Origin of the sequence: Deinococcus radiopugnans ATCC 19172, assembly GCF_006335125.1 — a bacterium.
Classification (GTDB): Bacteria; Deinococcota; Deinococci; order Deinococcales; family Deinococcaceae; genus Deinococcus; species Deinococcus radiopugnans.
In genome coordinates, this window is sequence record NZ_VDMO01000002.1 from 237,701 (window position 1) to 258,387 (window position 20,687).

The 20,687-nt window shown below is 68.2% G+C and carries 24 protein-coding genes; 9 read left to right on the forward strand and 15 right to left on the reverse strand.

The features are described from left to right. Window positions 1–142: 142 nt before the first annotated feature. The 6 genes from FHR04_RS02535 (at window position 143) to nrdR (ending at window position 3,882) form a co-directional block, all read left to right on the forward strand. Window positions 143–826, forward strand: a complete 684-nt coding sequence (locus tag FHR04_RS02535; RefSeq protein ID WP_139400545.1) for a cytochrome c biogenesis CcdA family protein — start codon at window positions 143–145, stop codon at window positions 824–826. Further along, on the forward strand, window positions 811–1,485 hold the full coding sequence (locus FHR04_RS02540; protein WP_139400547.1) for an ABC transporter ATP-binding protein: 675 nt from the start codon (window positions 811–813) through the stop codon (window positions 1,483–1,485). Before FHR04_RS02535 ends, FHR04_RS02540 begins: the two co-directional genes overlap by 16 nt. A gap of 21 nt (window positions 1,486–1,506) precedes the next feature. Then, window positions 1,507–2,217, forward strand: a complete 711-nt coding sequence (locus FHR04_RS02545) for a heme exporter protein CcmB (RefSeq protein WP_039681921.1) — start codon at window positions 1,507–1,509, stop codon at window positions 2,215–2,217. A gap of 220 nt (window positions 2,218–2,437) precedes the next feature. After that, complete coding sequence (locus FHR04_RS02550; RefSeq protein WP_039681919.1) at window positions 2,438–2,644, forward strand: hypothetical protein; 207 nt, start codon at window positions 2,438–2,440, stop codon at window positions 2,642–2,644. Window positions 2,645–2,675: 31 nt separating this feature from the next. Continuing rightward, on the forward strand, window positions 2,676–3,416 hold the full coding sequence (locus tag FHR04_RS02555; RefSeq protein ID WP_039686417.1) for an SDR family oxidoreductase: 741 nt from the start codon (window positions 2,676–2,678) through the stop codon (window positions 3,414–3,416). 13 nt (window positions 3,417–3,429) lie between these two features. Further along, window positions 3,430–3,882, forward strand: coding sequence for a transcriptional regulator NrdR (gene nrdR / locus FHR04_RS02560; RefSeq protein WP_039681917.1), 453 nt, complete (start codon window positions 3,430–3,432; stop codon window positions 3,880–3,882). A 138-nt stretch (window positions 3,883–4,020) separates the two neighbouring features. Here the strand turns inward: nrdR and FHR04_RS02565 are convergent, their stop codons facing one another. The 11 genes from FHR04_RS02565 to FHR04_RS02615 all read right to left on the reverse strand — a co-directional run bounded on the left by FHR04_RS02565 (window position 4,021) and on the right by FHR04_RS02615 (window position 12,688). Then, on the reverse strand, window positions 4,021–4,449 hold the full coding sequence (locus tag FHR04_RS02565; protein ID WP_139400549.1) for a GNAT family N-acetyltransferase: 429 nt from the start codon (window positions 4,447–4,449) through the stop codon (window positions 4,021–4,023). A gap of 88 nt (window positions 4,450–4,537) precedes the next feature. Further along, window positions 4,538–5,494 carry a branched-chain amino acid ABC transporter permease gene (locus tag FHR04_RS02570; RefSeq protein ID WP_139400551.1) on the reverse strand — a complete coding sequence of 319 codons (957 nt, stop codon included), beginning with the start codon at window positions 5,492–5,494 and terminating at the stop codon, window positions 4,538–4,540. After that, window positions 5,491–6,381, reverse strand: coding sequence for a branched-chain amino acid ABC transporter permease (locus FHR04_RS02575; RefSeq protein WP_139400553.1), 891 nt, complete (start codon window positions 6,379–6,381; stop codon window positions 5,491–5,493). Before FHR04_RS02575 ends, FHR04_RS02570 begins: the two co-directional genes overlap by 4 nt. Before the next feature lie 82 nt (window positions 6,382–6,463). After that, window positions 6,464–7,687, reverse strand: a complete 1,224-nt coding sequence (locus tag FHR04_RS02580; RefSeq protein WP_139400555.1) for an ABC transporter substrate-binding protein — start codon at window positions 7,685–7,687, stop codon at window positions 6,464–6,466. A 36-nt stretch (window positions 7,688–7,723) separates the two neighbouring features. Then, on the reverse strand, window positions 7,724–8,467 hold the full coding sequence (locus tag FHR04_RS02585) for an ABC transporter ATP-binding protein (protein WP_052195183.1): 744 nt from the start codon (window positions 8,465–8,467) through the stop codon (window positions 7,724–7,726). Further along, window positions 8,464–9,237, reverse strand: a complete 774-nt coding sequence (locus FHR04_RS02590) for an ABC transporter ATP-binding protein (RefSeq protein ID WP_249038932.1) — start codon at window positions 9,235–9,237, stop codon at window positions 8,464–8,466. Before FHR04_RS02590 ends, FHR04_RS02585 begins: the two co-directional genes overlap by 4 nt. A 193-nt stretch (window positions 9,238–9,430) precedes the next feature. Next, entirely contained in the window at window positions 9,431–10,048 is a 618-nt protein-coding gene (locus tag FHR04_RS02595; protein WP_139400559.1) for a 1-acyl-sn-glycerol-3-phosphate acyltransferase, read from the reverse strand. A 304-nt stretch (window positions 10,049–10,352) separates the two neighbouring features. Then, on the reverse strand, window positions 10,353–10,898 hold the full coding sequence (locus tag FHR04_RS02600) for a GNAT family N-acetyltransferase (protein ID WP_139400561.1): 546 nt from the start codon (window positions 10,896–10,898) through the stop codon (window positions 10,353–10,355). Beyond that, window positions 10,882–11,352, reverse strand: coding sequence for an EVE domain-containing protein (locus tag FHR04_RS02605; RefSeq protein ID WP_139400562.1), 471 nt, complete (start codon window positions 11,350–11,352; stop codon window positions 10,882–10,884). The genes FHR04_RS02600 and FHR04_RS02605 overlap by 17 nt, the downstream gene beginning before the upstream one ends. Window positions 11,353–11,369: 17 nt before the next feature. Next, window positions 11,370–12,413: a permease prefix domain 1-containing protein gene (locus tag FHR04_RS20845; RefSeq protein ID WP_338084762.1), complete on the reverse strand. Its 1,044-nt coding sequence runs from the start codon at window positions 12,411–12,413 to the stop codon at window positions 11,370–11,372. Beyond that, window positions 12,356–12,688, reverse strand: coding sequence for a PadR family transcriptional regulator (locus FHR04_RS02615; protein WP_139400564.1), 333 nt, complete (start codon window positions 12,686–12,688; stop codon window positions 12,356–12,358). Before FHR04_RS02615 ends, FHR04_RS20845 begins: the two co-directional genes overlap by 58 nt. A 127-nt stretch (window positions 12,689–12,815) precedes the next feature. Here FHR04_RS02615 and FHR04_RS02620 point away from each other — a divergent pair, with 127 nt between their 5' ends. The 3 genes from FHR04_RS02620 (at window position 12,816) to FHR04_RS02630 (ending at window position 15,204) form a co-directional block, all read left to right on the forward strand. Then, complete coding sequence (locus tag FHR04_RS02620; RefSeq protein WP_170213823.1) at window positions 12,816–13,679, forward strand: N-acetylglucosamine kinase; 864 nt, start codon at window positions 12,816–12,818, stop codon at window positions 13,677–13,679. A 78-nt stretch (window positions 13,680–13,757) separates the two neighbouring features. Further along, window positions 13,758–14,837 carry a S1C family serine protease gene (locus tag FHR04_RS02625; RefSeq protein ID WP_139400567.1) on the forward strand — a complete coding sequence of 360 codons (1,080 nt, stop codon included), beginning with the start codon at window positions 13,758–13,760 and terminating at the stop codon, window positions 14,835–14,837. 130 nt (window positions 14,838–14,967) lie between these two features. After that, window positions 14,968–15,204 carry a hypothetical protein gene (locus tag FHR04_RS02630; protein ID WP_139400569.1) on the forward strand — a complete coding sequence of 79 codons (237 nt, stop codon included), beginning with the start codon at window positions 14,968–14,970 and terminating at the stop codon, window positions 15,202–15,204. A gap of 181 nt (window positions 15,205–15,385) precedes the next feature. Here FHR04_RS02630 and FHR04_RS02635 read toward each other — a convergent pair whose 3' ends face one another. The 4 genes from FHR04_RS02635 to FHR04_RS02650 form a co-directional block, all read right to left on the reverse strand. Continuing rightward, window positions 15,386–16,261 carry an aldose 1-epimerase gene (locus FHR04_RS02635; RefSeq protein WP_139400713.1) on the reverse strand — a complete coding sequence of 292 codons (876 nt, stop codon included), beginning with the start codon at window positions 16,259–16,261 and terminating at the stop codon, window positions 15,386–15,388. A 44-nt stretch (window positions 16,262–16,305) separates the two neighbouring features. Next, window positions 16,306–17,034 (reverse strand): 23S rRNA (guanosine(2251)-2'-O)-methyltransferase RlmB, encoded by a 729-nt coding sequence (rlmB, locus tag FHR04_RS02640; RefSeq protein ID WP_039681897.1) that lies wholly within the window; start codon window positions 17,032–17,034, stop codon window positions 16,306–16,308. Between the two features lie 69 nt (window positions 17,035–17,103). Further along, the gene (locus FHR04_RS02645; RefSeq protein ID WP_039681895.1) at window positions 17,104–17,478 is read right to left on the reverse strand and encodes a nuclear transport factor 2 family protein; all 375 of its coding nucleotides are present in this window, start codon (window positions 17,476–17,478) and stop codon (window positions 17,104–17,106) included. Between the two features lie 84 nt (window positions 17,479–17,562). After that, the gene (locus tag FHR04_RS02650; protein ID WP_249038934.1) at window positions 17,563–20,370 is read right to left on the reverse strand and encodes a sensor domain-containing protein; all 2,808 of its coding nucleotides are present in this window, start codon (window positions 20,368–20,370) and stop codon (window positions 17,563–17,565) included. Between the last annotated feature and the right edge of the window lie 317 nt (window positions 20,371–20,687).

Genomic DNA, 20,687 nt, shown 5'->3' on the forward strand with positions numbered 1-20,687 from the left:
GATGAAACTGGGCCACCACCACGCGCGGCGAACGGTCATGCCGCAAGCATAGCGCGGCAGGGGGCGGCCAGTGAAGAGGGCCGCGCCCCGGACAGGGACGCCCGCCCCCGCGCTTTTTTCCCGGAGCCGCTAGACTCGCCGCATGACCCTCTCCGCTGGTTCCCCGACGCTGACCCTGGCGTTTCTGGCGGGGCTGATCTCGTTTCTCAGTCCCTGCGTGCTGCCGCTTGTCCCCAGTTACCTGGGCGTGATCGGCGGGGCGCGGGCGCCCTTGGGGCGGGCGCTGGGCTTCATCGCGGGCTTCGGGCTGGTGTTCATCGCGCTGGGGGCCACCGCCAGCAGCCTGGGCGCCCTGATCGCGCCGCACAAGTTCCTGCTGGGCCAGATCGCCGCCGTTCTGATCATCTTCTTCGGCCTGGTGATGCTGGGCGTGATCCGCCTGCCCTTTTTAATGCGCGACACCCGCGCCCTGGCCGATGCGGGCGGTTACGGCCCGGTGGCGCTGGGCGCGGCGTTTGCCTTCGGCTGGAGTCCCTGCCTGGGGCCGGCCCTGGGCAGCATTCTGGGGCTGGCGGCCAGCAGCGCCAGCCTGGGCACGGGGGTGACCCTGCTGGCCGCCTACACGCTGGGGCTGGCGGTGCCGTTCCTGCTGGCCGCGCTGCTGTGGGACCGCCTGAACCTGCGCCGCCTGAACCGCTACGCCGGCATCTTTGAGAAGGTGGGCGGCGCCGTCCTAGTGCTGGTGGGCGTGCTGATGCTGACCGGTCAGTTCACGCGGCTGGCCACGTTCTTCTACGAGGTGACGCCCGCGTGGCTGAGGGTCTAGCGGGACCAGCGGCACTCCCAGCCCTGCAACTGCGCGACCTGTGGCTGAGGCTGGGCCGCGAGGTCATCCTGCGCGGCGTGAATCTGGATGTCATGGCGGGCGAGGGCCTCACCTTGCTGGGCGAGAACGGGGCCGGCAAGACCACGCTGCTGCGCCTGCTGGCCTCGGGGCTGCGGCCCACGCGCGGCGAGGGGCGGGTGATGGGCTATGACCTGCGCGACTCGCGGGCGGTGCGCGAACACATTCACCTGATGCCGGTGGACGCGGGCCTGTACCCGGACCTGAGCTGCACCGAGAATCTGGAATTCGCCCTGAAGATGCACGGCCAGACCGGCGCTGTGCAGACTGGGGCCGTGGCGGCGGCGCTGCGGCGCGTGACGCTGGAGGCCGCCGCCAGTCGCCGCGTGCGCTTTCTGTCGGCGGGCATGCGAAAGCGGCTGGCGCTGGCCCGCGCCCACCTGCTGGCCCGCCCGCTCACGCTGATCGACGAACCCTTTGCCAACCTGGACACCGCAGGCCGCGCGCTGGTGCTGGAGCTGCTGGGCGAACTGCGCGCGGGGGGCGTCACGCTGATCGTCGCCGCCCACGAGCCGGAACTGGCCCGGCAGGTGGCCCCGCGGGCGCTGCGGCTGGCCGCCGGGGTCTTGCATGAGGCGTAGCGCCCGAGGACACGCGACCAGATGAACAACATCTTCCACCTCGCCGCCAAGGATCTGCGCGTCGCCGGACGCACGCGCGACACCCTGCTGGCCACCGCCTTTTTTGCCGGACTGGTCCTGCTGGTGCTGGGGCTGGCGCTGGGCGGCAACACTGGGCGCACACTGTCCCAGACCGCCGGGGTGGCTTCGGGGGCAGTGTGGACCGCGCTGGCCCTGGCGGCGGCGGTGGGCGCGCAGCGCGCCTTCGCGCAGGAGCAGGAGGCCGGGGCGCTGGAACAGCTCACCCTGTATCCGGGGCCGCACGGGGCGCTGTACCTGGGCAAGCTGCTGGGCGTGCTGGGACCGCTGCTGCTGGTGGCGGCGTTCACCCTCCCGGCAGGGCTGCTGCTGTTCGGCGCGGCGGGGGCGGACTGCGCGCCGGGCCGCGAGTGCGCGCCCACACCCTGGCCGCTGCTGGCGCTGGTCACGGCGCTGGGGGTGCTGGGCTTCGCGGCGGGCACCACCTTCTACGGGTCCATCACCGTCAGCCTGCGCGCCCGCGAGGCGCTGCTGCCCGCGCTGGCCTTCCCGATTCTGGTGCCGGTGGTGATCGCCACCGTGCGGGCCACCGCCGGCCTGCTGGAAGGGCTGCCACCGGCCGAGGTATGGCCGTGGCTCATTTTCCTGACCGCCTTCGACCTGGGCACCATCATCCTGGCGACGCTGCTGTTTCCCTACGCCGTGGAGGGGTAATACGGACTCCGATTGAAAGGTGTTAAAAACACCTGGAAATCCGAGCAGAGCGAGAAGGAGAAAAACATCCCTCCGGACGTGGAGTGTAGAAATCGGGACAGCACCGATTTCTACACGAAACAAACGGAATCCGTATAAGGCCCCGAAACGCCGCCCTGAAGGGAAGGCCATGCCGCCGATCAGCATTTGACACGCCGCCCCGCTCTGTTATCATCAGAATATGAAGCGTCAATTACGTCATGAAGCCGATCCGTATCCGGCCAGCGGACGCGGATACGTTCACGTCTGTCCGGACTGCGCCCTGCCCCTGACCCTGCACGACCTGCGCGACGGCGATCAGGCGTACTGGTGCCACGCCTGCGGCAAGGGCCACCGTGCGGGCGATCCGCCCCTCACGGCGCTGCGGCCGCTGCCCCAGGCCGGGTAACACCGCGAATCAGGGCGCTATGCTGGGCGGCATGACGGACCCCCTCTCTTCCCAGGACCGCGTCGCCGGGGCCACCTACCCGGAGGTCCTGACCGGGCAGGTGATCGCCGTGACCGGGGCCGACACAGGCTACGGCAAGACGGTCAGCGCGGCCCTGGCGCGGCTCGGGGCCAGCGTGGTCCTGATCGGCAACAACAGCGAGACGCTCTCGGCGCAGGCCAGCGCCCTGGAGCATTCCGGCGGCCACGCCATTCCCATCAAGGCCGACGTGAGCGTGCCGCTGGACTGGCTGAGCGCGCAGACCCGCATTCTGGAAATCTTCGGGGAGCTGCACGGCATCGTCCACCTGGCCGACAAGCGCACGCACGCCAGTTTCACGCTGCTCAGCGAGAACGAGTGGATGGAACTGTTCAACAGCAACGTCAAGAGCAGCGTCGCCATCGCGCAGATTCTGGGCCGCCGACTGCCCGGCACCTGGCTGACCATCATCGGCCCGCACGGCGACGAGCCGGGGTTGCAGGCCCACCCGCAGCGCGGCGCGATTCGCGGCCTGGTGGAGGCGGCGGCGCGTGAGGATCTGCGCCTGAACATGCTGCTGCCCTCACGCGCCAGTTGCGGCGACGAGGCGCTGGACCGCCCGCTGGCCGACGCCGTGCTGGCCCTGGCCACGCCCAGATTGGGCCACCTGCGCGGCAACGTGATGGACGTGCCGCTGCCGCCCGCCCCCAAGGTCCGCCTTCCCGAAGTCACCAGCGTGCTGAACGCGCTGTGACGGGCCGCCCCGCATGAAGTGTCCCTACTGCTCGGCCCCCGATTCCAAGGTGGTCAACTCGCGCCCCAGCGATGACGGGGCCAGCATCCGCCGCCGCCGTGAGTGCCTGAACTGCGCCCGGCGGTTTACCACCTACGAGCGCGCCCAACTTGAGCCCCTGATGGTGGTCAAGCGCAGCGGCCCGCGAGAGGCCTTCAATCCCGACAAGCTGCTGCGCGGCCTGGCCCTGGCCACCGAGAAACGTCCGGTGGAACCCGAAGCCCTGCGCGCCTTCGCCTACGGCTTCGAGGACGAGGTGGGAGCCGCCGAGATCGCCAGCGAGGAGATCGGCAAGCGCGCCATGACCTTCCTGCGCCCGCTGGACGACGTGGCCTACATCCGTTTTGCCAGCGTCTACCGCGACTTCGACAGCCTGGAACGCTTCATCGAGGAAATTCGGGGCCTCAAAGACCGCGACGAGGGGTAATCGCAGGCAACAGACCCACAATAAAAAATCCGCCCTCTCGGACGGTGATAGAAACAATATAGCGTCAAATGCAGGGCGTGTCAAATTTATGCACTGGGTCAAAATTTCCGCGCTGGGACGGTGTCGTTCGGTGTTTCCTCAAGCCCCCGACTGCATGCTGGCCCGGTAGAAGGCGTTCAAGCTGAGATCGCGGGTGTTCTGGAAGCCCAGGGATTCGTAGAAGGCCAGTTGTTCCGGCCCGTCGTCGGTCAACAACACCGTCTGCATGACGTGGGCGAAGCGGGTCAGCACCGCCGTCATCAGCGCGCGGCCCACGCCCCGGCGCTGCCAGTCTGGACACACCAGGATGTCCTGCACGAACAGGAGGCTCACGTCGTCGCTCATTCCGCGCACCAGACCGACGAGTTCGCCGCCCCCGCTGCGGGCCGTCCACACGAAAGTCGATTGACGAAGGGCACGGGTCAGCGCCTCCGGATCACGGGCATAGGCCGTCCAGCCCACCCAGGCGTAAAGCTTCAGCAGTTCGTCCAGTTCAGGTAGTTCGCCGGAAGTCAGGTGGAGGGTCATGACCGCTATTCTGGGCGCCGCCTGTGCCATCAGGCCCACCACAAGAAAAACCCCCGCACACGGCGAGGGCACCAGGAAAGAATAAATTTCAGCGGCGGCGCAACCACCCCTGCACCGTGCCGACGACTCCGGCCCGGAAGAACAGCACCACGGCCACGAAGACGATGCCGGTCACGATGCCCACCGGCAGGTCAGAAGTGGTCAGGCGGTCGCGCAGCAGCAACACCAGCCCCGCGCCCACCGCCGGGCCGAACAGTGTGGTGGTGCCGCCCAGCAGCGTCATCATCACGACCTCGCCGCTGGTCGTCCACTTGGTCACGTCCAGGCTGACCACGCCGTGGCCGAAGGTGTACATGCTGCCCGCCAGCCCCGCCAGCCCGGCACTGATCAGGAAAGCAGTGAACTTGAAGCGCACCGGGTTGTAGCCGATGCTCTGGGCGCGCTGTTCGTTGTCACGCACCGCCTGCTGCGCCTGCCCGAAGGGACTGCGCACCGTGCGGTAGGCGATGTAGAAGCCCAGCCCGAACACCGCCAGACAGAAGTAGTAGCGCGTGACGCTGTCGCTGAAGTCCAGCCCGAACAGACTGGGGCGCTCGAAGCCCTGCAGGCCGTTCTCGCCCCCCGTCACGTCGGTCCATTGCAGCGCCACAAAGTAGACCATCTGCGCGAAGGCCAGAGTGATCATGCTGAAGTAGATGCCCGCGCTGCGGACGCTCAGGTAAGCGATGGGGACGGCCAGCGCCAGCGCGCTGAGGGTGCCTCCCAGCATGGCCACCGGCACGCTCTGACCGTTGGAGAGTAGGTAGGCGGTGACGTAGGCGCTGCCCCCCCAGAAGGCCGCGTGCCCGAAGGACAGCAGGCCGGAGAAGCCAAACAGCAGGTCAAAGGCCACCGCGAACAGGCCCCAGGCCAGGATGTCCAGCGCCAGCACCGGGTAGATCAGCCGGGGCAGGATCAGCAGCAGCAGGCCCAGTCCGATCATCCACGCGGCGCGGATGGTACGCTCGCGATCCGTGCGGGCGGCGGTATGGGGAAGGGCGGTCACCTTGCCCCCTCCGGCAAGCCGAACAGCCCGCTGGGGCGCACCAGCAGCACAAAGGCCATTAAAATAAAGACCAGCGTGTTGGCAATCGGCGGGTACACCGCCGCGCCCACCGCCGCCAGCACGCCCACCGCGAAGCCGGTCACGACGCTGCCCAGAATGCTGCCCAGCCCGCCGATGACCACCACCGCGAAGGTGGTGATGATCAGCTCCGCGCCCATGTACGGCTCCACCGAGTAGATCGGCGCGGCCAGCACCCCCGCCAGCCCGGCCAGGCCCACGCCCACGCCGAAGACGCCCGTGACCCACTTGCTCACGTCGATGCCGAAGGCCCGCGTCACGCCCGGATTCTCGGTGCTGGCGCGGATAATGGCGCCCACCCGCGTCTTCTCGATCACGAACCACACCACCGCACAGATCACCAGCGTCAGGGCGATCACGAACAGGCGGTACTTGGGAAAGACCACGAAGCCCAGATTGACCACCCCGGTCAGGATGTCGGGGGTGGTGTACGGCGCGCTGGACACCGCAAACTGGGACAGCATCACCTGCTTGACCAGATCCTGCGTCAGCAGCGTGAGGCCGAAGGTCAGCAGCAGGTTGTAACTGGGTTCCAGACCGTACAGCCGCGAGAGCAGCGTGCGCTCCAGCACCATGCCCAGCGCCCCCACGATCAGCGGGGCCAGGATCAGCGCGGGCCAGAAGCCCAGCCCGAAGGCCTGCCCCAGCGCGAAGGCGGTGAAGGCCCCCAGCATGTACAGCGCCCCGTGCATGAAGTTGACGATCCGCAGCATCCCGAAGATCACCGCCAGGCCCAGGCTCAGCAGGGCGTAGAACGCCCCGTTGACCAGCCCGTTGAACACTTGAATCAGCAGCAGTTGTGTATTCATGTCTTGTCCATGACGTTAAAAGAGGTGGGGGCGGGGACGCCCGGTTTCAGCGTCCTGGCCCCCGCCTCCCTCTAGCCCTTCCTCAGAACTTGCACTTGGTTTCGGCCAGCGGCGTGAAGGCCTTGGCGGAAGGAATGGTGGCCACCTTGGTAAAGATGTCGCCGGCCTCCTTGGCCTGCGCTTTGGGCTTGACCTGCACGGTGTACACGTCCAGCGTCACGCGGTGGTCCTGCGGGCGGATGTACGCGCTGCGGGCAAAGAAGTCGCTGAAGCGGTGGCCTTCCAGGGCCTTGACCACCGCGTCGCCGTTGTCGGACTTGGCGCGGGCCACGGCCTGCAGGTAGGTCATGGTGGCGCTGTAGACCCCGGCCTGCGCCCAGGTGGGCTTCTTGCCGAACGCCTTCTCGAACTTGGCAGACCAGTCGCGGCTGCGCTGATCGAGGTTCCAGTACCACGGCACGGTCGCCAGCGCCCCCGCAAAGGCGTCCTGGCCCAGCGCGGCCACGTCGGTCTCGAACAGCAGGCCGATCCCGAGGCCGATGCCCTGCTTCTTCAGGCCGAACTCGTTGTACTGCTTGACCACGTTCACCAGATCGTTGCCGGCCTGCATGGTGCCGAAGATCTTGGGCTTGAGGCTCTGGGCCTTGAGGAGGTACGAGGAGAAGTCGGTGTTGGGAAACGGCGTGGCGTCGCTGGCGGTGACCAGCTTGCCGCCGTTCTCCTTGATGGCCGCCGTCATCTGGCGGTCCAGATCCTGCCCGAAAGCGTAGTTGGGGTAGATGATGTACCAGCTGTTGCCGCCGCGCTTGGTCACGGCGGTGCCGGTGCCGTTGGCCAGCATGTAGTTGTCGTAGGCGTAGTGGAAGGTGTACTTGTTGCACTTCTCGTTGGTCAGCGCGGTGGTGCCGCCCGTCACCACCATCACCGGAATCTTCTTGCCCTTGGCCACCTCGGAGGCGGACAGCGCGGCGGAACTGGTGGGCAGGTCCATCAGCACGTCCACGTTCTGGCGGTCGATCATCTCGGCGGCCTTGTTGCTGGCGACGTCGGCCTTGTTCTGGTGATCCACGCCGATCACCTGCACCTTGCCCTTGTACGCGGCGTTGGCGGCCATGAAGTCGTCGGCGGCCATCTGCGCGGCCTTGACGCTGCCGGGGCCGGACAGCTCGGAGTACACGCCCGAGAGATCGGTCAGCACGCCCACCTTGACGACGTTGTCGGTGAGCTTGGCCCCCTGCGCCAGGGCGGCGGTCACGGAAAACAGGGCGGCGGTGGCGATCAGGGCGGTCAGTCTGGCTTTTTTCATGTTGGAATCCTCCGGAATGGGAAAAGGGGCAAGGGTTTAGACGCTGAGGTATTTCAGGAGATCGTCGCGGCGGGCCACGGCGTCGGCGCGGGAGAGCTCCTCGACGATCTCGCCGTCCACGAAGACGTAGTGGCGGTCGGCGAGGCGGGTGGCGAATTTCAGGTTCTGTTCCACCAGCAGCACCGACAACCCATCGGCGCGCAGTTCCTCGATGATGTCGCCGATGCGCTGCACGATCACCGGGGCCAGGCCCTCGCTGGGTTCGTCCAGCAGCAGCAGGCGGGGGGCGCTGCGCAGCACGCGCACGATGGCTAGCATCTGCTGCTCGCCGCCCGAGAGTTTGCTGCCGGGGTGGTGGCCGCGCTCGCGCAGCACCGGGAAGGCCTCGTAGGCGCGCTCCGTCGTCCAGCCGCCGGGACGAGCGGGCGGCAGCTCCAGGTTCTCGCGCACGGTCAGGGTGCTCATGATGGCGCGTTCCTCCGGCACCCACGCCAGCCCGCGTGCGGCCACCCGGTTGCTGGGCAGGCGCAGGATGTCCTGACCGTCGAAGGTGACGCTGCCCGTGCGCGTTCGCAGCGCCCCCATGATGCTGCGCAGGGTGGTGGTCTTGCCCGCCCCGTTGCGCCCGATCAGGCTGACGATCTCGCCCGGCTGAACGTGCAGGTTGATGCCGTGCAGGACGTGGCTCTGGCCGTAATAGGCGTTCAGATCCCGCACCTGCAGAAGAGGCGGAACGGTGGGCGGCGCGGCGCTGACCGATGACATGTGTGGCGCGGTCATTCGTCCGCCTCGTCGCCCAGGTACGCCTCGATCACGCGGGGGTCCTGGCGCACCTCGTCGTAGCTGCCGCTGGCGAGCAGGGAGCCGTACTGCAACACCGTGATGCGGTCGGCCAGTTCCGAGACCACGCTCATGTTGTGTTCCACCAGCACCACCGTGCGCCCGCGCGCCACCTGCCGCACCAGCGCCTTGACGCGGGCAATGCCTTCCGACCCCATGCCGGAGGTGGGTTCGTCCAGCAGCAGCACGCGCGGATCCTGGGTCAGCGAGATGCCGATTTCCAGCTGCCGCTTCTCGCCGTGGCCCAGATCGGCGGCCAGTCGCGCGGGCGAGTCGGCCAGCCCCACGTCCGAGAGAATCGCGTCGGCCTGCGGCCCCAGCGTTTCCAGCCGGGACAGCGGCGTCCAGAACTGTCCCGGCAGGCGGCTTCTGGATTGCAGCGCCACCAGCAGGTTTTCCCGCACCGTCATGGTGGGAAACACGCTGCTGATCTGAAACGAGCGCGACAGCCCCCGCCGCACGATCTGGTGGGGCGCCAGCGTGTCGATGCGCTCGTCGAACAGCCTCACCTCGCCGGACGTGGGTTTCAAGAAGCCCGACAGCAGGTTGAAGAGGGTGGTTTTGCCCGCCCCGTTGGGGCCGATGATGGCGTGGATCTCGCCCTCCTGAATGCCGAGGGTCACGTCGTTGGTGGCGCGGAAGCCCCGGAAATCCTTGACCAGATGCCGCGCCTCAAGGGCCACCCTCGGCCCGTGGCCCGCGCCGCTCATGGGACGAGGCTGGGTCTGCGCCGTCATGGGAAACGTCTGGATGCAAAGTCAGGCATCGTCCTCCTTGGTTCTGGATAGTTTGTGGTACGCCGCAGAGTGTAGCGCCCCGGCGTCACGCGTGGGTTACACCCTGCGCCGCTCCGCCCAAGAGGTCTTCCAGCTGCGAAACCGGTTCAGGCCGGACTAAAGGACCTCATTCCCGCCCGGCCTCGTCGGGCCGGGGAATGACGGGTGATTCGTTGCCCGGCACGCGGCCCCGCACGCCCTCAAGCAGCGCGGCGATGCGGGCGAAGTCGGCCTTCACCTCGCCCGTCGGCACGATGTAGCCGACGATGCCCACGCGTTTGTGGCCCCAGTCCAGCGCGGTCACGGCAATCGGCACGCCCGCCCGCAGCGCCATGTAGTAAAAACCGGTCTTCCAGTATCCTGCATTGCCCCGGCTGCCCTCCGGCGCCACCAGCAGGACGATTTCGTCTTCGCGCTCGATCACCGACACCACCGCATCCACGAAGTTGCCCCCGGCGCGGCGGCGGTCCAGGGCCATGCCGCCTACCGCCCGCATAAAAATGCCCTGCGGAAAGCTGAACAGCTCGCGTTTGCCCACCCAGTGCAGCGGGATGCGGGTGGCCCATTTCCAGAACAGGCCCGGCCAGAAATCCAGGTTGCTGGTGTGCGGCGCGGCGGCGGTCACGAACTTGACGGCCCCGCCCGGCGGCGGCTCCAGCAGCGGCGTCCAGCCCGAAAGCCGCAGGAGGAACAGCGACACGCGCGAACCCAGCGTGTGCGGGCGGCCCTGCCAGGTTACAGACACGCGGCCAGTATACGGGGCGGCAAAGGACGAGCTGGCCTCATACGGATTCCGTTTGTTTCGTGTAGGAACCGGGAGAGCGCCGGTTCCTACACTCCACGTCCGGAACCCGTTGTTCTCTTTCTCGCTCCGCTCGGATTTCCAGGTGTTTCCAACACCTTTCAATCGGAGTCCGTATCAGGCGCGCCGCTGCCGTGCGCGCACCCGCACGGGCTGGCGCTGTGGCTCTTTCTGTAAAGAAGCCAGCAGCAGCGAGAAGACGATAGCCAGTCCGGCGAACGCGAGTTCCATGCCGCAGTGTGGGTCTTCAGCTCTGACAACGGACTGACGGAAGGGCAGCCAGATCCAGCCCGTCCGGCAAGTCCAGCCGCATGAGATCAACCGGGCCGGCTTCATTCTCCAGCACAGCGAGAGGCAGAAATCCCGCCTTCGCATAGGAGCGAATGGCCCGTGTGTTTTCAGAGGCAGGGTCAATCAGCACCCGCCGCAGTGCTGGTCGCTCGGCACGTAACGCTTCCACGAATGCCCGGATGACCTGTGCCCCCAGCCCCTGCCCGGTCAACCCGGCGTCACCGATCATCATGTCTATTGCCCAGGTTTCCCCGTTCATGGCCGCCCAGGCGAAAAAACCATGTCCCGGCGTGATGTGCTGGCGCTGAATGAATTCTGCCGCCCGCCCGTCCACGCTGAAAATGAAGCTGGGAACATTTTGTCCAGGCCGGAAATAGTGCGCCCGCACCGCCGCCACGTCTCGTCTGCCGTCGTCCCAGAAGGCGCGCACATGAGGTTGCTGCAGCCAGCGCGTCAGGGTGGGCAGATGCGACTCGCTCAGCGGTTCAAAGGTCAGCCGCATCCAACCCCACGGCCGTCAGCGCCGCCCTGAACTGCTCTGCCGTCACGGGCAACACGCTCAGGCGGCTGCCCTTGCGGGTCAGCGGCGAATCCTGCCACTCGACCAGGGTGCGGATGGTGTCCAGCGTCAGGACTCCTGGGAAGGCGCGCACCGCTTCCACCTCCACCATGCTCCAGCGCGGCTGGGATGGGTCAGATCTGGAATCGAAATAGGCGCTGGCCGGGTCAAACTGCAGATCGTCCGTATGTGCGGCCCGCGTCACCCGCGCCACGCCTGCTATGCCCGGCGCCTTGCTGCGCGAGTGGTAGAACAGGCAGGGGTCACCCACCGCCATCTGCCGCAGAAAATTACGCGCCTGATAGTTGCGGACGCCGTTCCAGGGTTCGCGGCCCACGCGTTCCAGATCGGAGTAGCCAAAGACGTCGGGTTCGGATTTGAGGAGCCAGTGGGGCATATGGGGAGAGGGTAGCGTCAGTTGGCGTGCCAGCCTGCTTTCGGATCGTATTGATACACATCTTCCGGCTTTCGGCCAGGAATGTCGGTAGTGTTGCTGGAGTAAAGCAGCAGAATGACGGTGCCTTGCTGTTTTTGCTCGGCCAGACCGGGAAAGACCTCCATCACGGGTGTCCAGGTGTTGAGGGCCAGCGGTGTTCTACGCAACTCCAGATTGCCGGGATTGTTCAGGCAAAAGCCGCTGACAAGATTGGAGTAATAGGTCAGGCCGTGCTGATCCCGTTGCCAGGAACCCGGCTCCTTGGGAAAGAAGGTGCGGATGCCGTACAGCACATTCCCAACTTGCACCTGGGTCTTTGGGCAGGGCTGGCCGTCAAACCTCTGCGCCGCGATGCTCACCAGCCTGAAATGGCCTTGCCAGAACCGTTTGAGTTCGTCTGTCGTGGCCTTGAGAAATGGCGGACCTACCCACCACGAAAAAGAGGACCGCAGCGTTGTCGTCTGGGCGCTCAGAAACGCGGCGAAGACATGCGTGGTGCCTTCTGGAAAGCGAATCTCGGCTGCTTTGGCGAAGCCTCCAGCAGAGCCGCCTATTCCACCATAATTGCTGGGCCAGTCATGGCTGTCAATCTGCGAAATGGCCGTGTCATCCAGAGCAGTGGTAGCGACTGGCCTGACTCCTTCCCACTGGGCGGCTTGATAGGCATACCAGCCCCCGCCCCCCACCAACAACACCGCCAGCGCCGCCCAGCCCAACCGGTTCGTGAACACATGCCCCAGCAAGCCCCGGTTGACCGTCTGCGGCTCCCCCATCCCCTTCACCGTCAGATACTCTGCTTCCTCGCGCGAAAAGCCCTGCGCCATGTGTTCGGCCACGCGCTCCAGCAGGTGTGTCCGCAGTTCGGCGGCGGCGTCCAGGCGTTCCCCACGCGGGAGGCCCAAGGTGGCGCGGTGGATGTAGGCGTCCAGGCCCAGCACCCGGCCCTTGCCTCTGGCGCGGCGGGTCATGCGCTCAACCGCCCCAGCAGCAGGGCGTCCAGCGCGCCGCGCAGCGTCTGCCATTCCTCGCGCTTGGCGGCCAGGGCGCGCGCGCCCTCGTCGGTCAGGCGGTAGACCTTGCGGGGTGCGCCGCCCCTGTCGCTCGGCTCCCAGTCGCTCTCAATCCAGCCGGCCCTGACCAGTCGGTGCAGCGCCGGGTACAGGCTGCCCTCGCGCAGGTCGAACAGGCCCGCACTGCGCCCGTTGACATGCTTGAGGATGTCCAGCCCGTAGCGGGGCTGCTCCTGCAAAGCCGCCAGCAGGGCCAGATCCAGGGTGCCGGATTTCAGGGGGTTCATACTTATCTCACAAGGTAGTGGAGGGGCAACTACCATGTCAAGCAAGAAAGTCGTCAGAGCGCGGACCGTGGATTCTCGCCTAGACTCCAGGCATGAACCGCACGCTGTCCCGGAGCCTCGGTCACCCATGATTCTGGGCATCGACATGGGCGCGAGCAGCAGCAAGTGGGCGCTGTTCTCGGGTGATGAAACCACCGCAAGCGGCGTGTATTCCCCGCTCTCCGGCCACCTGTACACCCCGGAAGCCCGCGAGCGCATGGCCGGAGGGCTGGCAGACATCCGCGCCGCCGTGCCCGCGCTGCCGTCAGCGGTGGTGGCGGGCATCACCGGCCTGCAAAGCGACTACGCGCCGCTGATCGTGGAGTTGCTGGCCCGCACGTTCGAGCTGCCGCAGACCGCGCTGCACGTCACTGACGATTTGCATCTGGCCTACGCCGCGCATTTTCCGGCGGGAGGCGGCACGCTGGTCTACGCCGGCACCGGCAGCATGGCCTACCACCGCACGGCGGCGGGCGAAGTGATCCGCGCGGGCGGCCACGGCTTCCTGATCGACGACGCGGGCGGGGCCTTCTGGCAGGGACGGCAGGGCCTCAAGGCGGCGCTGCGGGAGGCGGACGAGGGGCAGGGCGAGAGCCTGCTGGCCTCCCGGCTGTTCGGGGCCATCGGTTCCCGCCTGTGGCCGGACATCCGCGCCTATGTGTACGGCGAGGGCCGCGCCGCGCTGGCCCGCCTCGCCCCGGTGGTGTATACGGCGGCGGTGGAGGGCGACGCCCACGCGCAGGCCATCCAGCGCCGCGCCGGGGAAGAACTGGCCCGGCTGGGCGCGGCGGTGCTGGAACGTAGCCGGGGACGCGAACTTGCCCTGTGCGGCGGCAGCTTCAATCCGCTGGTGGCAGCCGCCTTCCACGCGCAGTTCGCGGGACGCGGCGTGACGTTTGTGCCCACTGCCGCGCCGCTGCGGGGAGCGCTGGCCCTGGCCCCATCGGGTTGAACAGCGCCTCACCGCACGCCTCAGACTTGCGTGCCTTTGCCTACCTTGCCCGCACGCGCGGCGCTCTAGACTGCGCGCGTGCGCGCTTCGCCCTGGCTTCCTGCTCTGCTGATTCTGGCGCTGGGGGCCTACCTGTTGCCCAACTGGCAGCCGAAGTTCGAGCTGGTGCCCCGGCAACCACAGCCGCAGGTGTCCACGGCGCTGCCCAACACGCTGCCCGAGGAAACGCAGGCGCTGTTCAAGAAGGTCCGCCCCGCCACAGTGCGCGTCGAGAGCCTGGACCCCCGCACGCGCGAGGCCGGGATCGGCACCGGCTTTTTCATCAGCGACACCGGGCAGGTGCTGACCGCCTACCACGTGGTCAGCCTGGGCACGCTGTTTCAGGTGAGCACGCTGGAGGGCAAGTCGTACCGTGCCAAGGTGACCGCCTTCGACGCGCGGGCGGATGTGGCGCTGCTGGAAGTGCAGGGGCGCGGTCCCTTTCCCTTCCTGCCGCTGGCCGCCCGGGCGCCGCGCGTGGGCGAGACCGTCCTGGCGGTGGGCAACAGCGGCGGCGACTTCCTGCAGCCCCGGCGCGGCAAGCTGCTGCGGCTGGGCGCGTCGGCGGCGCGCGCCGATTTCCCCCAGGGCACGCTGGAGATGAACGCCCCGCTGGCCCCCGGCGACAGCGGCGGCCCGATCATCGACGGGCTGGGCAACGCGATTGGCGTGGTCAGCTACATCAGCGTGGACAGCAGCGGGATCACCCGGCGCAGTTACGCGGTGCCGGTGGTGGACGGTGACAACCTGATCACGGCGCTGCGCACCGGCGAGAAGCGCGACACCCCGGTGCTGGGCATCGAACTGGACAGCGTTCACAGCGGCCTGATCGAACCGGCGGGCGGCGTGATCGCGCGGGTGGTCCGGGGCAGCCCGGCGGACCGCGCCGGGTTGATGGGCGGCGAATACGACGCCAACGACAATCTATCGAAGCTGGGCGACGTGATTACGACGGTGGACGGTCAGCGCACCCGCGACGCCAACGAGGTCATCACCGCCCTGCGCAGCGGCGAGGTTGGCGATACCGTGACCATCGGCTACCTGCGCGGCCAGCAGCCCCGCGAAACCCGCATCACCCTGGTGGCCAGGGCCAGTCTGCCGAATCTGCCCGACGAGTAGAGAGGCCGCCAAGGGACGGTGGCCTAAAGCTGGGCTCTGGGCAAGGCCCCGGATGGGCAGAGAGCGTCGGGTAAAGGCGAGGTCACGCTGCGCCTATCCGCGGTTCACGCCGCCTGGCTAGACTACATAGATGTCTAGAGCCTTCGTGAAAGAAGAAGCGGGCGCGCCCTGGACGCCGCCCACCGCTCCCCGGGCTTACCGCGTCGTCTGGACGGGCGACGCCGCTGCCGAGGACGCGGCGGCGCCGGAAGTGATGCGCGAGACCGACGATCTGCTTGACGCCCTGCGCTGGCTGGCCGCGCGTCCCCGGCCCGGTTTCGAGCTGCGCGGCGCGGAGGGCGAATTGCTGGCGACCAACGCCGCGTAGAGCAGTTGTCCGAATTGCAGCATTAGAAGAGAAGACTTCTGATGCCTCCATTCTCTCCTTCGGAGCTGAATCAGTCCCAACTGCTCGTTGAAATTCACTCACTCTCTGCGAGCTGTGCCAGTCCGTTCGGTCAAAAGCAAACAGCTCTTTTGACAAATGCTCTGGGTCATCCCCGCCGCCATTACCACTGGCCTTCCAGTGTGACCCGCGCGGTGCCGGCCAGACTTTGCCCTGGCGTCAGCACCCGCAGGTCCACGCCCGCCACGCCCTGGGCCGCCAGATTGAAGGCGTCGGTGGCGTGTGATACGGGTTCCAGCGCCAGACTGCCGTCCGGTGCGGTAAACACCACCAGGTGCGAGTAGACGTTGTCGGCGGTCTGCACCACGGCGCGCGCCGGCCGGCCTTCCGCAGACCAGTCCAGCCGAACGATGCCGTCCCAGGCCGTGAAGGTCCGGTCAATCTGACGCGTCCCGGTGCGGGTCGGCGTGCGGTAGTCCTCCTGTGGGCGGACCTCACGCGCGCCTCCCAGCGCGAGGCTGCGCCCGTCGGTGTCGTAGGTCAGCGGGGCGTCGAAGGTCAGGGTGGGATCGGTGCCGTCCTGAAGCCGCTCGAAATACGGATGCAGCCCCATTCCAGCGGGCATGTCGCGAAGGTCTGCATTGGTCAGCGTGACGGTGGTGTCCAGATGCAGCCCATGCAGGCGGTACTCCACCTGCGCGGTGAAGGCCCAGGGCCAGTTCATGTCCGCAAAGTCGCGGCTGTCGAAGGTGCAGATCAGGTGACTGTCCGAGGCGCGCAGAACCGTCCAAGGGCGGTTGCGGACGTCGCCGTGCTGGGCCAGGCCGTCTCTGGTGTTGGGCTGCAGCTGCACCGCCTGACCCTCAAAGGTGAACCGCGCGTCCCGGATGCGGTTGGAGTACGGCAGCAACACGAAGCTGGCGCACTGGCTGCTGGTCTGCACGTCCTCCACGGCCACGGGCCTCAGCACCGGACGGCCCGACGCGGCGCGCAGGTTCAGGACGCTGGCCCCCAGCTCGGGCAGCACCTCCAGGGTCATCGCGGCGCTGGAGATGGTCTCGATTCGGCGCGGTGGGGGTTGGCTCACTTGCCCGTCCGCCCGCGCATCACCTCGTGGATCAGGATGCCTGCCGCCACCGAGGCGTTCAGGCTGTCCACCTGCCCGCGCGTGGGGATGCCCACCAGCACGTCGCACTTCTCGCGCACCAGGCGGCGCAGGCCCTCGCCTTCCGCGCCGATGACCAGCGCCACACGGCCGCTGAAATCAGTGCGGGTCACGTCCTGGGCCGACTCGCCCGCCGCGCCGTAGACCCACACCCGGTCTTCCTTGAGGGCGTCGATCAGCCGGGGCAGGTTCTTGGTCTGCGCCACCGGCAGGTAACTGGTGGCCCCCGCCGCCGTTTTCGCCACCACCGGCGACAGCGGGGCGCTGCGGCGTTCCTCCACCACCACGCCGTGCGCCCCCAGCACCTCGGCGCTGCGGATGATCGCCCCGAAGTTGCGCGGATCGGTGATGCCGTCCAGCAGCACGATCAGCAACTCTTCCCCTCGGGCCTCGGCGCGGTCCAGGATGTCGTCCACGGTGGCCCAGGCCAGGTCCTCGACTTCCGCCATCACCCCCTGGTGCGCGGTGGTTCCAGCCAGCTGGTCCAGCTCGATGCGCGGGGCAAAACGCACCCGGACGCCGCTCTCCCCCACCGCCGCTTTCAGCTCGGCCACGAAACTTTCCTCGACGCCGCGCGCCACCAGCACCTCGCCCACCCGCCCGTCCCGCAGGGCTTCAAGAACCGGATTCCTTCCATACAGCAACATGCCGGGCAGTCTAGGGCACGGCAGCAAAAAGGCCCCCGTATGCAGGGGGCCGACAGGGTGAAGCGGGGCCTAGTCCTGCGCCGGATTCACGAAGGCGGCGCTGTCGTAGTAGGTGCGGAAGGCGCCCACCTTGCCGTCCTTGATCTCGATGATGCTCACGCCCCGGTACTCGATGTCGTCGCCGTTCTTGAGCTTGCCCTTGGCGTTCCACTCCATCACGCCCTGGCCGCCGCTCTCGTGGTGGTGCGTGAACTCACTGTGGATGGTCTCGAAATCGCCCAGATATCGTTCCCAGAATTCCTGTGCTCCCTCGGTTCCCTTCCAGGTCTTGCTGGTCAGGTTGCTGAGGGTCACGTCCCCGGCGTGCAGCGCCACCAGACCAGACGGATCCTTGCTGGATTCGGCGTTTTGCAGCGCGCTCATGAACTCTTCGGTGGTGGTCATGCCTCACCAGACCATCCGGTCTGCCCGCAGAGGGTGTGTCGCCTTACCATCAAAAAGATTGGTAAAGCCGTTGCCCGCCTCGCTTCAGCGTTTCGAGAGCCACGCCAGCAGTTCGGCCTCGGGCAGCGGCGGGCAGACCACGTAGCCCTGCGCCGCGTCGCAGCCCAGCTCGCGCAGGATCTCCAGTTGTTCGGCCCGTTCCACCCCCACCGCCACCACGCCCAGGCCCAGGCGGTGTGCCAGATCGATGGTGGCCTCTACCAGCGTCACCACCCGCGCGTCGCCGGGCAAGCGGGCGGTCAGGGTCGGGTGCAGCTTGATGACGCTCAGGGGAAAGCGGGTCAGCGCGCTCAGGTTGCTGCCCGCACCGTCGCCGAAGTCGTCCACGCACAATCTCGCGCCGTGGCCGCGAAGCTGCTCGAGCAGTTCCAGCGTCTCCTCGCTGTGGTCCAGCAGGCTGCCCGCCGTGACCTCGATGTCCGGCGCGCCCTGGGCACTCAGCAGCGGCAGCAGCCGTCGCAGGCCCTCGCTGCGGCGCAGCTCTTCCAGGCTTAGGTTGACGCTGACCTGCCAGTCGGGCAGCGTGGCCGCGCATTCGGCGCGCACGCGCTCCCGGCTGGCCACGGCCTCCTCGACCACCCACTCGCCGATGTGGGTGATCAGGTCGCTGCGGCCCGCCACCTCCAGAAAGCTCTGGGGCAGCAGCAGGCCCAGTTCGGGGTGCTGCCAGCGCAGCAGGGACTCGGCCCCCAGCGCCTGTCCGGTTTTCAGGTTCAGAATCGGCTGGTACAGCAGCGTGAACTCGCGGGCCGTCAACGCGCCGCGCAGGTCCTCTTCCAGCGCGTAGGAGTTGCGGACCCCGGCACGCAGGGCCGGCGTGTAGAAGCCCAGGCCGCCCCGGCCCTGCTGCCGAGCATGGCGCACGGCGATCTCGGCGTTCGAGATGACGTCCTCGGCGCTGCCGTCCAGCGCGGTCACCCCCAGCGCAAAGGTCAGGGGGGTCTCGCGCGGGCCGCAGCGCAGCGGCACGCTCAGCGAGCGCTGCACGGCTTCCACGGCGTCGTGGATGTCCAGCCCCGGCAGCAGCGCGGCGAAGGTTCCGCCCTCCAGCCGGGCGGCGCTGCCCTGCCCCTGACCCAGCCCGGCCATCAGATCGCTCAGGCGGGCGGCCAGACCAATCAGCAGGCGGTCACAGGCCACCCGGCCCAGCGCCGTGTTCAGGGCGCTGAAGCCGTCGATGTTCAGGCAGACCAGCGCGCCAGATGCCCCCGGCTCCGCCTGCAGCGCCGCGAGGTCCTCGCGCAGGCCCACGCGGTTGCGCAGCCCGGTCAGCGAGTCGTGGCGGGCGTCGTGGTGCATCTTGGCCTCGGCGCGGCGCAGCACGGTCACGTCCCGCAGGGTCAGCAGCAGGCCGCCGGCGGGCACGCTGCCGCGCGGCCCCGCGTCCCGGTGGCTGCCCTCCGGTCCGACGGGCGTCACGCGCAATTCCATGTGGCGCAGCGAGTGGCCGGGCAGGGCCAGCAGCACCTCGCGGCGCAGCGGCAACGGCAGGGCACGCCAGTCGGGCAGGGGCAGCGGCTGTCCGTCCGGCGAGAACACCTTGACGCCCAGTTCGCTCAGCACCCTCGTGAGGCCCAGGCCCACCAGACGCGGGGCCTCGACCCCCAGCAGCGCCGCGGCGCGGTCGTTGATCAGTTGCGCGCGGCCTGCGGCGTCCACCAGGACGGCGGCGTCCTCGGAGAGCGCGAGCATCTGCGAGATCAGGCCCAGCGGGGCCGCGCCCCCCACCGAGGCGCCCACGCTCTCGGCCACCAGCAGCCCGCTCTCGGGCGAGCGGCGCACGGTCAGGGTCAGCAGTTCGCCGCTCGCCAGCTTCACGTCGCCCCGCGCCACGCTGCCGCCGGCGGCCTGCCGCACCAGCGTGCGCACCGCCGCCGAGGGCGCGCCCTCGAAGCCGACCCAGGCCCATAGCGGCGCGCCCGCAAGGGCCGGAAACGGCTGTCCAGGCAGGTGCGGGGCCAGCTCACTCAGGCCGGGGCTGGCGTGCAGCACGGTGCCGTCCTCGGTCAGCAGCGCGGCGGGCGTGCGGGTGTCCAGCAGCGCCGAGACCCGCGCGGCCCGCTCGTATTCGCCGCTCACGTCCTGCAGGGTCAGCATCACGCCCGCGCCCCAGCCGCCCAGGTAGGGCCGGGCCTCGCCGCGGACCCAGCGAGAAGGAACCGCCCCCGCATCATCGCCGACCAGACGCTCGTCGGGCAGCGCCACCGAACGGCCCGCCACGGCGCCCTGCAGCGCCAGCAGCAGCGCCGGGTGTCCAGGCAGCACCTCGGCCACCGTGCGCCCCAGCACCCCGGCGTCACTCAGGTTCAGCAGTTCCAGAAACGGCCGGCTGACCCGGCGGAACACCAGCTCCGGCGTCAGCCACGCGGTGGCCACCGGCAACTGGGTGACCAGCACCTCGGCCTCGCGACCCGCTCCGTCCGGACGCGAGGCCGCCAGCAGCATCGTCAGCACCTCCACCGCCGTGGGCGACACCGGTCCTGCGTCGCTCCACAGCAGCCCCAGCAGCTCGCCGTCGCGCGAGAGCCAGGTCATCTCGCCGCCCTCCAGCCATGCTTCGGGCGGTTCCAGCTCCGGTCCGCACTGTTCCAGCGTGCCGGCCTCAAACCTCAGCACCGCTCCGCCCACCCGCGCCAGCAACGCCGCTTCCGGCGCGTGGGCACGCAGCAGATCGCTCAGGGCAGTGTAGAGCGCGGCGCTGGGCTGGCCCGCACCGGCCTGAACGGGGCTGAACTGAACGGGGCTGGGCTGAGGGGCGGGTTTACGCACGGCGCGCGTCCCGGCCAGATGGTCCGGGGCGGCACGCTTGGATTTGGGCAGGGAGGGGGTCACGCTGAAGTTACCTCGCGTCCACAGACGCTATGAATGTTCGGTCCCGTGGGGAAAATGCAACAGGGCGGGGGCGAAGGGTGCGGGAGACTTGGAACAGGGCCGGAACAGGTGCTGCGAGGTGGCACGCCACCACGCGGCAGAACAGCGTCACCGAACGAACCGGGGAGGTGGAAGAGCACAGGGCGGCAGGGACAGCTCACCTGCCTGCCATCCTGCCACCCGAACTCTTACCCCAATCATTCAAGCCTCAATTCTTCAAGACTGCGCTTCAGCCGCACCCGGCGCTGACCCGGCATCACCCTGGGGGGCAGCCGGTA

What these genes read in the sequence shown, in the direction of transcription:
- FHR04_RS02590 (WP_249038932.1), bottom strand. Translation starts at nt 9,237, where the DNA reads ATGAGCGGCGCGGGCCACGGGCCGAGGGTGGCCCTTGAGGCGCGGCAT.
- FHR04_RS02600 (WP_139400561.1), bottom strand. Translation starts at nt 10,898, where the DNA reads ATGCGGCTGACCTTTGAACCGCTGAGCGAGTCGCATCTGCCCACCCTG.
- FHR04_RS02535 (WP_139400545.1), top strand. Translation starts at nt 143, where the DNA reads ATGACCCTCTCCGCTGGTTCCCCGACGCTGACCCTGGCGTTTCTGGCG.
- FHR04_RS02620 (WP_170213823.1), top strand. Translation starts at nt 12,816, where the DNA reads ATGATTCTGGGCATCGACATGGGCGCGAGCAGCAGCAAGTGGGCGCTG.
- FHR04_RS02555 (WP_039686417.1), top strand. Translation starts at nt 2,676, where the DNA reads ATGACGGACCCCCTCTCTTCCCAGGACCGCGTCGCCGGGGCCACCTAC.
- FHR04_RS02545 (WP_039681921.1), top strand. Translation starts at nt 1,507, where the DNA reads ATGAACAACATCTTCCACCTCGCCGCCAAGGATCTGCGCGTCGCCGGA.
- FHR04_RS02565 (WP_139400549.1), bottom strand. Translation starts at nt 4,449, where the DNA reads ATGACCCTCCACCTGACTTCCGGCGAACTACCTGAACTGGACGAACTG.
- FHR04_RS20845 (WP_338084762.1), bottom strand. Translation starts at nt 12,413, where the DNA reads ATGGCAGACGCTGCGCGGCGCGCTGGACGCCCTGCTGCTGGGGCGGTT.
- rlmB (WP_039681897.1), bottom strand. Translation starts at nt 17,034, where the DNA reads ATGTTGCTGTATGGAAGGAATCCGGTTCTTGAAGCCCTGCGGGACGGG.
- FHR04_RS02585 (WP_052195183.1), bottom strand. Translation starts at nt 8,467, where the DNA reads ATGACCGCGCCACACATGTCATCGGTCAGCGCCGCGCCGCCCACCGTT.
- FHR04_RS02580 (WP_139400555.1), bottom strand. Translation starts at nt 7,687, where the DNA reads ATGAAAAAAGCCAGACTGACCGCCCTGATCGCCACCGCCGCCCTGTTT.
- FHR04_RS02605 (WP_139400562.1), bottom strand. Translation starts at nt 11,352, where the DNA reads ATGCCCCACTGGCTCCTCAAATCCGAACCCGACGTCTTTGGCTACTCC.
- FHR04_RS02645 (WP_039681895.1), bottom strand. Translation starts at nt 17,478, where the DNA reads ATGACCACCACCGAAGAGTTCATGAGCGCGCTGCAAAACGCCGAATCC.
- nrdR (WP_039681917.1), top strand. Translation starts at nt 3,430, where the DNA reads ATGAAGTGTCCCTACTGCTCGGCCCCCGATTCCAAGGTGGTCAACTCG.
- FHR04_RS02615 (WP_139400564.1), bottom strand. Translation starts at nt 12,688, where the DNA reads ATGAACCCCCTGAAATCCGGCACCCTGGATCTGGCCCTGCTGGCGGCT.
- FHR04_RS02630 (WP_139400569.1), top strand. Translation starts at nt 14,968, where the DNA reads ATGTCTAGAGCCTTCGTGAAAGAAGAAGCGGGCGCGCCCTGGACGCCG.
- FHR04_RS02635 (WP_139400713.1), bottom strand. Translation starts at nt 16,261, where the DNA reads ATGACCCTGGAGGTGCTGCCCGAGCTGGGGGCCAGCGTCCTGAACCTG.
- FHR04_RS02550 (WP_039681919.1), top strand. Translation starts at nt 2,438, where the DNA reads ATGAAGCGTCAATTACGTCATGAAGCCGATCCGTATCCGGCCAGCGGA.
- FHR04_RS02575 (WP_139400553.1), bottom strand. Translation starts at nt 6,381, where the DNA reads ATGAATACACAACTGCTGCTGATTCAAGTGTTCAACGGGCTGGTCAAC.